12 protein-coding genes are annotated in these 14,373 nt (G+C 41.0%); all 12 read left to right on the top strand.

Annotated features, from left to right (window positions below):
- Window positions 1-71: 71 nt before the first annotated feature.
- The 12 genes from ACE5KN_RS07420 to ACE5KN_RS07365 all read left to right on the top strand — a co-directional run bounded on the left by ACE5KN_RS07420 (window position 72) and on the right by ACE5KN_RS07365 (window position 14,373).
- Complete coding sequence (locus ACE5KN_RS07420) at window positions 72-404, top strand: flagellar protein FlaG (protein WP_375525931.1); 333 nt, start codon at window positions 72-74, stop codon at window positions 402-404.
- A 13-nt stretch (window positions 405-417) separates the two neighbouring features.
- On the top strand, window positions 418-1,872 hold the full coding sequence (gene fliD, locus ACE5KN_RS07415; RefSeq protein WP_375525932.1) for a flagellar filament capping protein FliD: 1,455 nt from the start codon (window positions 418-420) through the stop codon (window positions 1,870-1,872).
- A gap of 49 nt (window positions 1,873-1,921) precedes the next feature.
- A complete protein-coding gene (fliS, locus tag ACE5KN_RS07410; protein ID WP_375525933.1) occupies window positions 1,922-2,314 on the top strand; it encodes a flagellar export chaperone FliS in 393 nt (130 codons plus the stop codon).
- Complete coding sequence (locus ACE5KN_RS07405) at window positions 2,301-2,651, top strand: hypothetical protein (protein WP_375525934.1); 351 nt, start codon at window positions 2,301-2,303, stop codon at window positions 2,649-2,651. Before fliS ends, ACE5KN_RS07405 begins: the two co-directional genes overlap by 14 nt.
- A 27-nt stretch (window positions 2,652-2,678) precedes the next feature.
- Window positions 2,679-6,920, top strand: a complete 4,242-nt coding sequence (locus ACE5KN_RS07400) for an IPT/TIG domain-containing protein (RefSeq protein WP_375525935.1) — start codon at window positions 2,679-2,681, stop codon at window positions 6,918-6,920.
- Between the two features lie 64 nt (window positions 6,921-6,984).
- The gene (locus ACE5KN_RS07395; RefSeq protein ID WP_375525936.1) at window positions 6,985-8,076 is read left to right on the top strand and encodes a tetratricopeptide repeat-containing glycosyltransferase family 2 protein; all 1,092 of its coding nucleotides are present in this window, start codon (window positions 6,985-6,987) and stop codon (window positions 8,074-8,076) included.
- Window positions 8,077-8,092: 16 nt separating this feature from the next.
- A complete protein-coding gene (locus ACE5KN_RS07390) occupies window positions 8,093-10,018 on the top strand; it encodes a glycosyltransferase (protein WP_375525937.1) in 1,926 nt (641 codons plus the stop codon).
- Between the two features lie 325 nt (window positions 10,019-10,343).
- Complete coding sequence (locus ACE5KN_RS07385) at window positions 10,344-10,541, top strand: cold shock domain-containing protein (RefSeq protein WP_375525938.1); 198 nt, start codon at window positions 10,344-10,346, stop codon at window positions 10,539-10,541.
- A gap of 315 nt (window positions 10,542-10,856) precedes the next feature.
- Window positions 10,857-11,636, top strand: a complete 780-nt coding sequence (rfbF, locus tag ACE5KN_RS07380) for a glucose-1-phosphate cytidylyltransferase (RefSeq protein ID WP_375525939.1) — start codon at window positions 10,857-10,859, stop codon at window positions 11,634-11,636.
- A gap of 45 nt (window positions 11,637-11,681) precedes the next feature.
- Window positions 11,682-12,365 carry an LbetaH domain-containing protein gene (locus ACE5KN_RS07375; protein WP_375525940.1) on the top strand — a complete coding sequence of 228 codons (684 nt, stop codon included), beginning with the start codon at window positions 11,682-11,684 and terminating at the stop codon, window positions 12,363-12,365.
- Window positions 12,366-12,377: 12 nt separating this feature from the next.
- The gene (locus ACE5KN_RS07370) at window positions 12,378-13,298 is read left to right on the top strand and encodes an NAD-dependent epimerase/dehydratase family protein (RefSeq protein WP_375525941.1); all 921 of its coding nucleotides are present in this window, start codon (window positions 12,378-12,380) and stop codon (window positions 13,296-13,298) included.
- A gap of 1 nt (window position 13,299) precedes the next feature.
- The gene (locus tag ACE5KN_RS07365; RefSeq protein ID WP_375525942.1) at window positions 13,300-14,373 is read left to right on the top strand and encodes a class I SAM-dependent methyltransferase; all 1,074 of its coding nucleotides are present in this window, start codon (window positions 13,300-13,302) and stop codon (window positions 14,371-14,373) included.

Genomic DNA, 14,373 nt, shown 5'->3' with positions numbered 1-14,373 from the left:
ATTTACAGCCGGCCGGGAAACCGGCCGGTTTTTTATTATAAACCTTTAATCAATAAGTAGGGGGTTCTAAGATGAGGGTTGATCCGAATTCTTCAGCGACGTCCTTAGTGCCATGGTTTAAAAGTCTTGCGAGTGAAGATTCATTAGAAGAAGCAATAGGGGGCTCAGCAAAAGAGCAGCAAAAACATACAATTTCCGAACTTGTGGACCAAGTGAATACAAAACTTGAAGAGAGCGGAACACATATTCAAGTTAAAGTTCATGAGAAAACCAATACAATCATGGTCGTCGTACTTAAAGATGACTCAAATGAGATAGTCAGGGAGATTCCAAGCGAAAAAATGCTGGACATGATGTATAACATCAGCAGGAAAGCAGGGATTTTCCTGGACGAAAAAATGTAAGGAGGGAAAATGTGTGGCAAGCATATCACCAACCCGTTTAACAGGATTTAGTGGGGCGCTGGATACAGAAAGTATTGTTCAGAAGCTTATGACTGCCGAAAGGCTACCTCTGGACAAAATACTTAAGACGAAGCAATTGGCTTTATGGAAACGGGAAGATTATCAGACCATGAACACCAAATTGTTATCTTTTCGTAATACGGTCAATCAACTGCGTTTTGAAAGTAATTTTGAAAAAGTAAAGGCAGCCTCCTCCAATACTTCTGTCTTAGACGTAGTTTCCAGTGGATCCAGTACAGGCTCAAATACTGTAAAGGTAGATAGTCTGGCAACATCAGCTACATTGATCGGCGGCAAAGTAACGGCATCAACTTCGGAAGCGGTGTCCGTTAGCGGAAATGTAACCATTACAGGGGCTAAAGGCAGTGCTGATATTAGCTTTACTGCAGGCACCTCCACCATTGATTCAATAATCAAATCTATAAATACCAACTCTTCAGCCACTGGAGTAAGGGCGAGCTTTGACAGCAACAGTGGAAACTTGTATTTGACTTCCACTACGTCAGGCGCTTCTTCATCTGTATCAGTTTCAGGAGCGGAGTTCACGAGTCTATTCAATTTAACCACCACTAACGCTATAGGTAAGGATGCAGTCTATTCTGTTAACGGTACACAGCTGACTTCGTCTTCAAACACTGTATCTATTAATGGTACTCAGGTAACTTTGAAAGGGGCCGGAGAAGCCACCATTGGAGCAGTAACCGATCGGAGTGGTATTGTTGATAACATTAAATCTTTCGTAGAACAGTATAATTCCTTAATCGATACCTTCACCACTTCTACAACAACAAAGCGAAACCGTGATTATGAACCGCTCACGGATGCACAAAGAGAACAAATGTCCGAAAGTCAGATTGAGACATGGGAGAAAAAAGCCAGAGAGGGGACCCTCTATAATGATTCCGTGTTAAAGGATACATTATTTTCAATGCGGACGGGGTTAAATACACCTTTAAACGTTCCTCAGGGGCAAATTTCCATGCTTTCTCAAATCGGCATTACTGTAAAGTCGGCATATACTGAGAACGGAAAATTGGAAATTGATGAAGCTAAATTACAGGATGCCATCAATAACAATTTTGACGAAGTCAAACAGTTGTTTGTTGGTACCTCTTCAACAACTGAAGTAGCTGGGAAAACCAACTTGGGTATTGCAGACCGAATATATAATACGATAAATGATCAGATGGATGCCATAAAGGATAAAATAGGTGCGTCAAGTTCACTGGAAACTGAGGACGATAGTGTAATAGGAAAGCAGCTCAAGGAACTGAATGAACAGGCATCGACCTGGAAAATAAAGCTACAGGATATCGAGAACCGTTATTATAAGCAGTTTGCGGCTATGGAACAAGCTCTTCAGAAGCTTAACAGCCAAAGTTCCGCATTCTCATCTATGCTGGGTTGATTTAAAAGGTTCGCTACAACAATAAAACGAATGATGGAGAGAGGTAACAATGCAAAACGCTATTCAACAGCAATATTTAAAAGTTCAAGTCGAGACGGCCAGCCCTGGAGAACTGACGTTGTTGTTGTATCAGGAAATGGTGAAATCATTGCTTTTGGCAAAACGGTTATATTCTCAACAACAGTTTGAAAACATGAATAATGCTCTGCACAAGGTCCGTGCAATATTAAGTGAGTTAATGATTACGCTGAATATGGACTACGAGATTGCAAAACCGATGCGACAACTGTATGAGTTCTATAGCCAATATGTTGCCGAGTTTATGATTAAGAGACAAGAGCAGATGTTGGATGATGTTTTGGATTTTGCCCGGGGAATGGCTGATACCTGGAAAAAAGCGATTCTTTCATTAAAAACAGGTGAAAAGCATGTCCTTACCTAATAGTGACGCCATAACCGGGAATCCTGTACATGAAATTCTAATGATTTATAAAACGATATTAGATAATCCTCGTTTTGACGAATTCCAAAAACATGAGTCTATGTTGGATCAATTATATATAAAACTAGACTCATGGGAGTTAACGGAAGAGGAGAAGACAGGACTGCGGGAAATTCAGAAAATGCACGAGCAAATCATTCGTTTCATTGTAGCGGAAAAAGAATCGCTCAGCCAGGAAATGTTTTTGTATGGAAAGAAAAAGCGCGCAGCAAATCATTACAATACGTTGTCAAACAGCTATGATGCAGGCGCTTTTTTTATGGATTTCAGAAAATAATAAAAACCAAATAAGTAGGAGGATTCAATGACTAGGAAGCCAAGATTTTTATATATGTTATTGGTCACCCTTTTGCTGATCGCACAATTCCCTGGTGCTGGATCCGTTAAAGCTGCTGGTGAGACTGTGCGGGTAACGAAAGTGGTTAACCCTGCCAAGATCATCGAAGGAGAAGAGACGGAAGTTACTTTAAATGTCCAGGGATCACCGGATGTAACTGTGGTAAAACCCAATGATATTATTTTAATAATTGACCGTTCAGGCAGCATGAGTCCTAGTTATGCACCTAATAAAGGTGAAGACAAGATGAAAAATGCCAAAGAAGCGGCAAAGGGCTTTATTGATTTAGTGGATTTTAGTAAACATAGAGTAGGGATAGTCGATTTTTCGAGTGATGTAAGGTATAAGGATTTATCAGCAAATCCAGAAGAGTTAAAAAGCTATATTGACACTATCCAAGCGAGTGGAGGCACTGGAACCAAAGCCGCGGTTGCTAAAGCCCAAGAACTTCTTAAGGCTCATAGAGAAGACGCTCAGCCAGTTATTGTTCTTATGACGGATGGTCAAGCTACCGAACCCGGCCCGGAATCCTATGCACGTCAGGTAGCATTAGAGCAAGCTAACTCTGCCAAGACTGAGGGCGTTGTTTTCTATACCATCGCATTATTGCTTCCTGATGAAAATCCGGATACAAGTGCTCCTAACACTTTAATGAAGGAAATGGCGACTACAGCCCAGCATCACCACTTTGTGCTTGGTTCTGTTGGCTTGGCCGAGATTTATGAAGCTATTGTAGAAGAAATTGGATTAGCGAGCGCTTACAATGTTGTTGTTACTGACCAAATTTCTTCAAATTTCGAAATAGTACCTGATTCTTACAAAGATAACATACCACAACCAACCGTGGTTGGGAATACCTTGACTTGGAAATTTAACGAGCTGAAGAAAGAAGCACTCACCTTCAAGTACAAAATTCGTCATAAAACGGGAGCTAAGGTTGGCATTATTCCAGTTGGTGAAAAGGATATCAATGTTAAATACAACGATTACATGAATGTAGCGCATGAATTTAATGCTGCCAATCCGACCATAACTGTGTCATATGCTGCCCCAACGATCACGTCAGTAGATAAAGATAACGGTACCATTCAAGGAGGAGAAACCGTTGTAATTAACGGTACTCACTTCCTGCCGAATCCATCTGTAATGTTTGGAACCAAACCGGCTGGTTCCGTTCAGTATGTTGATTCTACAAAACTGATTGTGACGGCCCCGGCAGGCGCCCAAGGAATGGTTGACCTCAAAGTCACCAATACTGACGGGCAATTTGCAACAGCTCAATACCGCTACTATGTCAATCCTGTGATTACTTCGGTAACCCCGAACCTGGGTCCTCAAGCTGGCGGCAACGATGTGACCATTCAGGGCAATTATTTTATGACTGGCGCTAAAGTTCTATTTGGAGGCCAAGAGGCGACGAATGTCTCTGTTACATCAACAAAAATTGTAGTTAAAGCTCCAGCATCCACCGAAGAGAAGACAGTTGATGTGAAAGTGGTCAATCCTGACAATACTGAGGTAACAGCAGCAGGTGCCTATACTTACGTAACCGGTCCTGCTATAACCGAGTTGACGCCTAATAAAGGACTAACAACCGGTGGAGATAGTGTCACCTTGACCGGAAGCAAGCTGTTGAATGGTGCCAAAGTTTACTTTGATACCACTGAAGTGCCTGCCAGTTTTGTATCATCGACAACATTGAAACTGATTACTCCAAAATGGACGATGGCCAGTCCGGTTAAAGTGAAAGTAGTGAATCCGGACGGGCAATCCGCAGAGCTTGCAAATGGATATACCTATGAATATCCTGCTCCTAAAATTACAACGGTTACTCCTGGTGAGGGGCCAGTAGCTGGTGGAACTCTTGTTTTTATTAAAGGTTCTGATTTTGTTAACGGGGCAAAAGTCTACTTCGATAATACTTTGATTACTCTTACCACCTTTACCAACAGTAACGAAATGATAATTAGAACTCCGTCTTGGACCAAGGGAGAAACGCTAGATGTCAAATTAGTGAACCCTGATGGGAAGGAAGCCACTGTACCGGATGGATTTACTTATCTGTTGCCGACATCCCCAACCCTAACCTCAATTGCTCCAGTTGAGGGACCGCTTGCAGGGGGAACGGCGGTGACGCTTAAAGGAACCAATTTTACGTCAGGCGTAAAAGTTTATCTGGACAAAACTCAAGTAACACCTAGTTCCATAACGGCTACTGAAATCAAGTTTACGACGCCTAAATGGACTGCTGCCGAAAAAGTCGATGTAAGAGTCGTAGATCCTTACGGGCAAGAGACGGCACTGACCGATGCTTACACCTATCTGACACCTCCGCCACCTGCAGCCCCTAAGATTACAAGCGTGTCTCCAAACTCGGGTCCACAGGCAGGAGGGAATGTGGTAGCCATTACAGGTTCTGAATTTATTAGCGGGTTAAAGGTGTATGTGAACGATAAGGATGTGACAGCATCTTCAACATATTCGAGCAAGACTCTTGTGTATGTGAAAATGCCGGCATGGGCGACGGCGGAAACGGTTAGTTTGAAGATTGTAAATTCTGATAACCAATCTGCTGTTGCAGAGAATGCTTATTCCTACATCCCTTTACCGGCCCCTACAATCGCCTCACTTACACCTAATAAAGGTCTGATTAGCGGCGGAACTGTAGTATCCATTCAAGGCAGCAATTTTATCAACGGAGCCAAGCTGCAATTAGGAACAAAGGAGGTAGCGGCAACGTTCATGTCTGCATCCCAACTGCAGTTCAGGACACCGGCTTGGAGCACAGCAGAGTCTGTCGATATCATTGTAACTAATCCGGATGGTCAAAAAGCTGTTCTGGAAAAAGGGTATACCTTTGAACTTCCTGCACCGGATCCCGCTCCGATTATTAGCGGTATTACACCGAACAGTGGTGAACAAGCAGGAGGTACTATAGTATACATTAATGGTTCCAACTTTGTTTCAGGAGCTAAAGTTTACTTGGACAACACTTCTGTTGCTGCCACGTTCAATAGCAAATCTCAGTTGATTATCCGTACGCCTGCGTGGGCAACTGCGGAAAAGGTGGATGTAAAGATCGTCAATCCGGACAATCAGACAGTTACATTGACTGACGGCTATACGTTCCTTGCTCCTCCTCCAAAAGCTGCCCCTGTCATTACGTCAGTAAGTCCAGCCGAAGGAGAAACAACTGGCGGGCAGTTGATTACATTGACAGGTCAAAACTTTGAAACAGGCACCAAAATTTATTTCAATGATACAGTTTTATCCTCGACGTTCTATAACTCAACGACCATTATTGTGAAGACACCTCAATGGTCCAAAGCGGAAGCAGTTGATGTAAAAGCGGTTAACCCAGATAACCAGGCGGGGAAATTGGCCAGCGCTTACAATTATATTTTACCACCGCCACCGCCAGCTCCAGTCGTAAGTTCTCTGTCTCCTCAGGAAGTACCACTAACAGGCGGTACAATTGTAAGCTTGACAGGCAGCAATTTTATCTATGGAGCAAAAGTTAAATTAGGTACTGTCGATGTACCCGTGACTTTTATGAGCGCCACTCAGTTAGCGATTAAAACTCCGTCATGGGCTAGTCCTGATTCAGTGGATGTTACAGTTACGAATCCGGATGGCCAAAGTGGAATCTTGAGTGGAGGGCTTAAATATATTTTAGGACCACCTCCAACCATTACATCCATAACGCCAAATTCGGCAGTTAATACAGGTGGAGACATTCTTGTAATCAATGGAGCTAATTATAATTCAAGCACAAAAGTGTATATTAACAATGCAGCGGTAGCTACAACATTCTATAGTGCTATGGACGTAAGAGCGAGGGTACCCGCATCAAGCATTACCGGACCGGTCGATGTGAAGGTCGTGAATGAAAATGATGGTCAGTATGCTGTTGCAACAGGAGGTTTTACTTATACGGCCCCTGCTCCGAAGCCAGGCCCAACGATTACATCGGTTACACCGAATAACGGCTCTGTCTCAGGTGGTTTTATCATTAATGTGTATGGAACCTATTTCACAAGCGCTTCGAAAGTATACGTGAATAATGTTCTTGCTCCATCTACATTTTATAGTGCTTCACAGATTCTGATTAGAGTACCAGCTTCTTCGGTTCCCGGTCCGGTAGACATTAAAGTAGTCAACCCGGATAATCAGGAGATTGTGCTTTCGGGCGGCTTTACCTATAATTAACCCATTATTCCTATGGCAGGTGTCCAGTGATGGACACCTGTTCTGTTCATAAGGTGGTTATGTTATGTCTAAATATAAAGTCAGTGCATGCCTAATAGTTAAAAATGAGGAGAAATATATTGAACAAGCCGTTTCTTCAGCAAAAAAAATGGTTGATGAGGTAATTGTAGTTGATCATAATTCCACGGATTTAACAGTTACCTTAGCACAGAAAGCAGGAGGAGTAGTATATTCACGCATTTGGGGTGATCATTTTGCCGAAGCGAGAAATGACAGCATACGGAAGGCGAGCAATCCATTTATATTAATTATGGATGCTGACGAGATGCTGGATACGGATGAGCACTCTTTACAATTCGCATGCCAAAGCTTAAGGGGAATTAAAGGATCAGCTGCGAGAGTACAAATTAATAATATTACCGAACAAGGAACAGTTTCCTCATGGATCACAAGATTGTTTCCCAACGAACCCGGGTATCAATTCCATGGTCGAATTCATGAACAATTATTGTATAACGGAAAGCCGTGTGTTTCCTTGAATTCATCCATTGAGTTGAATCATTTTGGTTATAGTGCGGCTGATGTTCACCTTAAGGATAAAATAAAAAGAAATGTAAAAATACTCTTTAGCGAACTAAATAACCGTCCTAATGATCCGTATGTCTTATTTCAATTAGGACGGACATATGAACAAGCAAAGGATTGGAGTATGGCTTATAAATTCTATATTCAAGCTCATGAGTTGATAAACACTCCTTATCCCCCCTATTACAGTACCTTACTGCACCACATATCAAAAGTATTAATGAAATTGGAAGTATGGGATAAATTTTTGGATTTTATACATTTTGCTCTAGAAAAATATCCGGATTATACCGATTTATACTATATGTACGGATCCGGGATAATTGAAGCTAAAAATATTCAGTGGTTTCCGAATATTCCCCGTATTTTTAACGCCTGTCTTCAATTGGGAGAACCGGATCCAAGAAAGTATGAGACCACACGGGGAGTGGGTTCATATAAGGCGCACTACAATCTCGGTTTATATTATGAGCTTACGGCCAGTAGAGAACTGGCTGTTTACCACTACGAACAGAGTGGAGAGTATGGGTTTACTCCAGCAAAACTGAGATTAGAAGCATTAATAAAATAGTATTGGAGCCAGCCATATGACAAAACCTACTATATCGCTTTGTATGATAGTTAAAAACGAGGAACGATGTCTCGAACGCTGCCTGGAAAGTATTAAGGGAGTAGTTAGTGAAATTATCATTGTGGATACGGGATCAACCGATCATACAGTTGAAATTGCCAGGAAGTATACCGACAAAATCTACTATTTTGAATGGACAAATAATTTTGCTGAGGCAAGAAATTTTGGACTGAACTATGCGACAGGTGATTATATCTTACATTTAGATGCCGATGAATATATAGGTAAAGGGATTGAATACTTGTCCGAACCCCTGGACAAAGATTATTATTTTGTACGTATTAGAAATGAACTTGGGTTCGGAACGGCGGAGATGCATCAATTTGTCCGGTTATTCAGAAATGATCCTCAACTTCGGTATGTAGGCGCTCTTCATGAGCAAATTGATCTTCTAAAACATAAGAATCTTCAATTCGGTCTCCATGACTCCATAATATACCATGATGGTTATTTGGAAAATGTTGTTAAGGAAAAACATAAGAATGACCGGAATATGAAAATTATCCAGGCAGAGGTGCAGAAACATCCAAATGCATTCAACTATTTTAACTTAGGTGTTCAATACTCCTTGGAAGGTATGCATGAAAAAGCCTTAGGTGTACTAAAAAAAGCCTATTCAATGGGGCAACACCTTTCTTATGCACAAAGAATCCTAACCTTTATTATAAAAAGCCTTATGGAGCTGAACCGATACCCAGAAGCTCTCCAGGTCGGTCAGGATAGTGCGCTTTTATACTCCAATAGTGCTGATTTTCAATATCGAGTGGGTCTCATCTATGAACATCTTCGTTATGAAAAGGATGCGGAACAATGTTTTCAGAAGTGTTTGGAGATCGGGGAAGAAAGCAGTCGAACAGAATTTAATCATTATGAAGGATTAGGATCTTATCTGGCACATGGAAAGCTAACGGAACTCTATTTACGCAATGGAAACATTGAACTGGCGAAAAAGCATTTTTTCCTCGGAGTTAAAGAGGGCCCTGATTTGATGTTTTTCACCAAGTTGTTTACTGATCTATTTCCACATTTGAAGGGAAAAGAATTTGTCGACGCTTTAATGAAAATATGGCCTCTTGACAGCGTGAAAAGAATAGAACAATTTGTGATATACCTGTACAGTATACGTCATCCAGGAACACTTGACCTGATAAATTGTTATGATATAGATATTCCTCAAGAGGTTCAAGCTTGGTTAGGCACACTAGAAGGAGATTTATCCAAATCGGAAGAGTTATGGAGTCATGCGCAAGGAGTTCAAGAATACCACTTTAGAGATTTACTGTTGTTAAGCTTTTTGCAAAAAAAAATGACACTCTTGAAGCAATATAAACATCTGTTTAACATTCGAGGCAAGGAATGGAAATGGTGGGAAGGCATAGTGGTAGGGGCAAAGCTGAATGATGCACCGATATCAAAGGAGCTAAAAACTCACTGGGGCAACCTTTGCGAAGACATTATTAGATTAAACCATTTTGTTGCTCTAGAAGATCTTATTAACAGCAGCAATCATCCTGGCTTGAGATATATTATAGCCGAGAAACTGTTTCGACAGGGATTTGCTGAGGTGGCCCTCGATGTGATTATTGAATCTACGTTTAAAGAGGATAACAAGCAAATATATGCTCTTGTACGCAGTATTTTGATAAAAATGGGTCAAATTGGTGATGCAACTTATTATGCATTACAGGCATATGAACTGGACCGAAGCTTTTCCAATGGATATGAATTACTCAAGCTTTACGTAGACCTCAAGGATCATGAACAGGCCGAACAAATCTTTAGTGAGCTGAAAAAGTTAAAACCAGCTTCTCCATCATTGCAGGATATCAATTTTTCTGAATGGGTTAGTCAGTATTACGTTAAAGATAACCGAGCTTATTAAAATTGTTTATTAAGTAATTATGTATAGTGAACTTAATGTATAGAATCCAACTCACCTACTTATATTGCGACCTAAAGAAGATTAAGAGAAAAAAAATTAAAAATATGATTGGATATGTTTCGATTCTTGGCAAATGGGGTAAAGCATAATTGATGAGGAAGCAGCTTCATGGTGTGATTTTACCCCAAGTAGTTACAGTTGGTAATTAGAAACACTCCTAAAAAAACACTTTCTTTTCCAATTGACAATGGATAAGCTTGGATGGTATAGTCGGAATTGTGAGCGAGAGCCTCACTTCATTTGATGACGAAGGGAATGTTAGTGCATGCAAGGTAAAGTTAAATGGTTCAACGCAGAAAAAGGTTACGGGTTCATCGAGACTGCAGAAGGTGGCGACGTATTCGTACACTTCTCCGCAATCCAATCTGAAGGCTTCAAAACCTTGGAAGAGGGACAAGACGTTGAATTCGACATCGTTGAAGGCGCTCGTGGACCGCAAGCAGCTAACGTAGTCAAATTATAATCATCCGGCTTAGCCGCCCTACATAATTGGTAAGATGGTTAGCAATTGAAAAACGCTAGCATAAACCCTGGAATGTTCATTCCAGGGTTTTTTTTGGTTTTTAAATCAGATGCTATCAGCAACTCTGTATTCTTTGTTTATGTAATTTTCGACCACGATCTTTCACTAGGGAAATTACTCTTAATATTTTTTGTGTTTTGTCGATAGTATATATAAGGAGAATAACAGATTTGCAATTATTAAGAAAACTAATAAGATTCAAGGGATAATATGGTGGTTTATTATGCATTATTTCAAACAGGGAAGTGAACAGATATGAAGGTTATCATTTTAGCAGGTGGTAGAGGAACAAGAATCAGTGAGGAATCCCATTTGAAACCTAAACCTATGATTGAAATAGGCGAAGCGCCAATTTTATGGCATATTATGAAAACTTACTCTTATTATGGTTATCATGACTTCATTATTTGTTTAGGCTATAAGGGGTATGTCATCAAAGAGTATTTTGCAAATTATTACCGGCATATGTCCGAAGCAGTTACTTATGACTTTATTAGAAATAATGTGGAAGTTCACAAAAATTCAGTAGAACCTTGGAAAGTTACTTTAGTAGAGACAGGGTCAAACACAATGACCGGGAGCCGTATTAAACGGATCGAGCCATATGTGGGTAACAATCCTTTTATGCTGACATATGGAGATGGACTGGCAAATATCAATATTGACCGACTTGTTCGTTGTCATAAAGAAAGCAATAAACTTGCAACAATAACCGCTGTTCAGCCTGACGGAAGGTTTGGCAGGCTGGAATTGGAGGGCGAACGAGTGACGGGGTTTGCGGAGAAGGTTAGGGGGGACGGGGGATGGATTAATGGGGGGTTTATGGTATGCGAGCCCCAGGTGTTCAACTATATTCAGGATAGAGATACTACAATTCTAGAACAAGAGCCACTTCAAAATTTGGCACGGGATGGTGAACTGAACGTTTACCGCCATGAAGGCTTCTGGCAGCCTATGGATACATTAAGGGAGAAGATCACACTTGATGAGCTTTGGGAGAAGCAAAAGGCGCCATGGAAGGTATGGAATGACTAGTAAGTTGAGTTTATGTAAGGCAATAATTATTCACCGGAGTTGATTATGTTTAAGCTGACCTTATCAATAGATGAACTGCAGGCTTATGTTTTTCAGCAACTGAGTCATTTTTTTCCGGATAGCCGCCTTTCACCTAAGGAGACCAAGTTTCGTAAGTCTTTTTATCAGGCAATGGAGCGGTCGGAATATTGTTTTCGTCATGTGGCATTGAAATCGTTCCATCATGAGGGGACTACCTTTTTCTCACATACCCATTCAGATCAGTACACGTTGTTTTTATGGTTTCTATCTAATTCGGTCTGGAAGGAATTCGAGGATTCCGAATTAGCTTCCAAGCTTTTTTATCTGAACAAAACTCTAAACGGGGTAGTATGTATGTATGATGCAGAAATGCCTAATATTTTTCTTATTGTACATGGCGGTGGCGTAGTATTAGGCAAGGCATCTTACAGTGATTTTTTTGTATGCTATCAAGGATGTACGGTAGGAGCTATAGATGGGGTCTATCCTTCTTTTGGTAAGGGAGTGGCTATGGCTCCACAATCTACAGTGGTAGGTAAGTGCATTGTCGGGGATTATTCCACCATCGGTAACCAAGCACTTTTAAGAAACAAAAATTTAGAGATTAGATCTCTCTATTATCGTGATACTGATACTGGGCAACATTCTGTAAAGCAAACTAATGAGCCGTGGGCTCAATCCTTTTTTAATGTTCCGATTACAAACTAATGGGGAAATTTCATGAAGCAAAAATCAGTCCTAATTACTGGCGCGAATGGTTATATAGCGCTTCATTTGGCTCGGATGTTGAAAGTGAATAACTTTAAGGTAGTTACTGCTGCGAGGAATTCGGGCACCGATTTTATCATGGACTTTTCAAAACCATCTGAAGTGGCTTCGATGGATATTGGTGAAATAGACGCAATGGTGCACACGGTTTCTCCGAATGAAGGATTGTATACAACAGATCCCCTTCGTGCTCTATCAGAGAATGCGGCAGGAATCCACGCTGCACTTGATTTTTGCAAAAACAATAATATTAGAGACTTTATATATTTCTCTAGTTTTCATGTCTTCGGCGCTCAAGGAGGGATATTAACAGAAAATACATCTGTCGCTCCTCGTAGTAATTATGGGTTAGCTCACTATACTGCTGAACAAACTATTCAAATGTTTGATCGAACGAACCAGGTAAATGGGTGGATCATAAGGCCTTCCAACCTTTTTGGGGTGCCTGCTGAACTTGGAAAATTCAAACGCTGGAATTTGATTCCCTTCTTGTTTTGCAAAGAAGCGGTAGAGAAGAATACAATAACACTTTTGACTTCCGGGAATCAGCTCCGCAATTTTGTCGGAGTATCCGATGTTTGCAAGAAGTTATTATGGATATTGGAGCGAAAGCCGAAAGAGCGCATTTTCCATGCTTATGGTAACGAGACGATGAGCGTTTTGCAATATGCTGAACTAGTTCAAAAGATTGGGACAGAGCTTTTTGATTTGCCTGTTTCCATTACTCGACCAAGAGGAGATGATCAAGTGGTAGGTTTTGAGTTTACTAGTTTATATGACAATACAAGCCTAACACCAAAAGATCAGTTGGAGTCTTTTGTTAAAGAGATGTTTCAAGTTCTCCTGGCAGGTAATAAGAAAAGGAGTGAGTAGTATGAAGTGCTCCATTTGCGGACGAGAGAGTGCTTTAGAGGAGAAATATGCGGGAGCTCCTCATAGTCTAATGAGCGTTTACAACTCGGATCATTTAAATCTTCGTGATCTTGAAATATACTATTGTTCCGCATGCGGGCATACACAAATCCCAGCTCATATTAGTGAAGAGTATTATGAGGATTATTCGATGGGCTCTTTTTGGGGAGCAAGCTTCAAAAAAACACGGGAACAACAAATGGAGCGCCTGGCTACGCTGGCACCAAAATGTGAGCGGTTCTTGGATATCGGCTGCGGTGTCGGACACTATCTTGAATTAGCAAAAAAGTATTTTGACGAAGTCTATGGTGTGGAGCCCTCCATTACTAGTGCTAATAATGCACGTGAAAAAGGTTATTCAATTATAAATGATTACTTTCATGCAGGGTTGAAGTTCGAATCCGGCTTTGACGTAATCAGTTTAATTGAAGTCTTGGAGCATCTCGAACAACCTGGGGGTATGTTTACCCAAGCTGCCAAACTCTTGAATGAGAATGGTGTAATGATTGTGGAGGTTCCTAATGGTCAACGTATTATCGAGAAGCGATTATATTATAACTTATGTACGGATCATATCCAATATTTCTCTGTAACCAGTTTGGTTGTAATGGCTCAACGTGCAGGGATGTATGTAGTATGTGTGCAGGAGGCGGCAGACCCCAATCTTCTTGAAATGTATGTTAAGAAGCCGGCTAAGTCGAGAAGTACATTTAGTGATAAAAGACAATCGGCACTTGCCCGGATCATATCCCAAATCTCTCCCAAAGCTAAAGTTGCAGCATGGGGGGCAGGAGCTGAATCGGCTTGTTTCCTGGGTATGCTAGAAGGCAAAGTTCAAATCGAACTTTTATTTGACAGTGATAAGTCCAAACACGGCCACCATATAGCAACTATCCCTATTGTGAAACCAACCGAAGAGGATGTTGGCCGTTTTGACACTATTATTCTCTTTGCCAATGCACATAAGCGGCAAATACAAAGTCAGCTCCAGCAGCTTGGTTATACAGGGGAGATATTAACATTAGAAGATAGTTGA

Source organism: Paenibacillus terreus, assembly GCF_042138595.1.
GTDB classification, from domain to species: domain Bacteria; phylum Bacillota; class Bacilli; order Paenibacillales; family Paenibacillaceae; genus Paenibacillus; species Paenibacillus terreus.
The sequence above is the reverse complement of the archived record's forward strand: the minus strand, read 5'-3'. Positions and strand labels throughout refer to the sequence as shown.

Bases quoted from the DNA above. Each gene is read 5' to 3' on its own strand.
- ACE5KN_RS07420 (WP_375525931.1), top strand. From the start codon at position 72: ATGAGGGTTGATCCGAATTCTTCAGCGACGTCCTTAGTGCCATGGTTT.
- fliS (WP_375525933.1), top strand. From the start codon at position 1,922: ATGCAAAACGCTATTCAACAGCAATATTTAAAAGTTCAAGTCGAGACG.
- ACE5KN_RS07405 (WP_375525934.1), top strand. From the start codon at position 2,301: ATGTCCTTACCTAATAGTGACGCCATAACCGGGAATCCTGTACATGAA.
- ACE5KN_RS07400 (WP_375525935.1), top strand. From the start codon at position 2,679: ATGACTAGGAAGCCAAGATTTTTATATATGTTATTGGTCACCCTTTTG.
- ACE5KN_RS07395 (WP_375525936.1), top strand. From the start codon at position 6,985: ATGTCTAAATATAAAGTCAGTGCATGCCTAATAGTTAAAAATGAGGAG.
- ACE5KN_RS07390 (WP_375525937.1), top strand. From the start codon at position 8,093: ATGACAAAACCTACTATATCGCTTTGTATGATAGTTAAAAACGAGGAA.
- ACE5KN_RS07385 (WP_375525938.1), top strand. From the start codon at position 10,344: ATGCAAGGTAAAGTTAAATGGTTCAACGCAGAAAAAGGTTACGGGTTC.
- rfbF (WP_375525939.1), top strand. From the start codon at position 10,857: ATGAAGGTTATCATTTTAGCAGGTGGTAGAGGAACAAGAATCAGTGAG.
- ACE5KN_RS07375 (WP_375525940.1), top strand. From the start codon at position 11,682: ATGTTTAAGCTGACCTTATCAATAGATGAACTGCAGGCTTATGTTTTT.
- ACE5KN_RS07370 (WP_375525941.1), top strand. From the start codon at position 12,378: ATGAAGCAAAAATCAGTCCTAATTACTGGCGCGAATGGTTATATAGCG.
- ACE5KN_RS07365 (WP_375525942.1), top strand. From the start codon at position 13,300: ATGAAGTGCTCCATTTGCGGACGAGAGAGTGCTTTAGAGGAGAAATAT.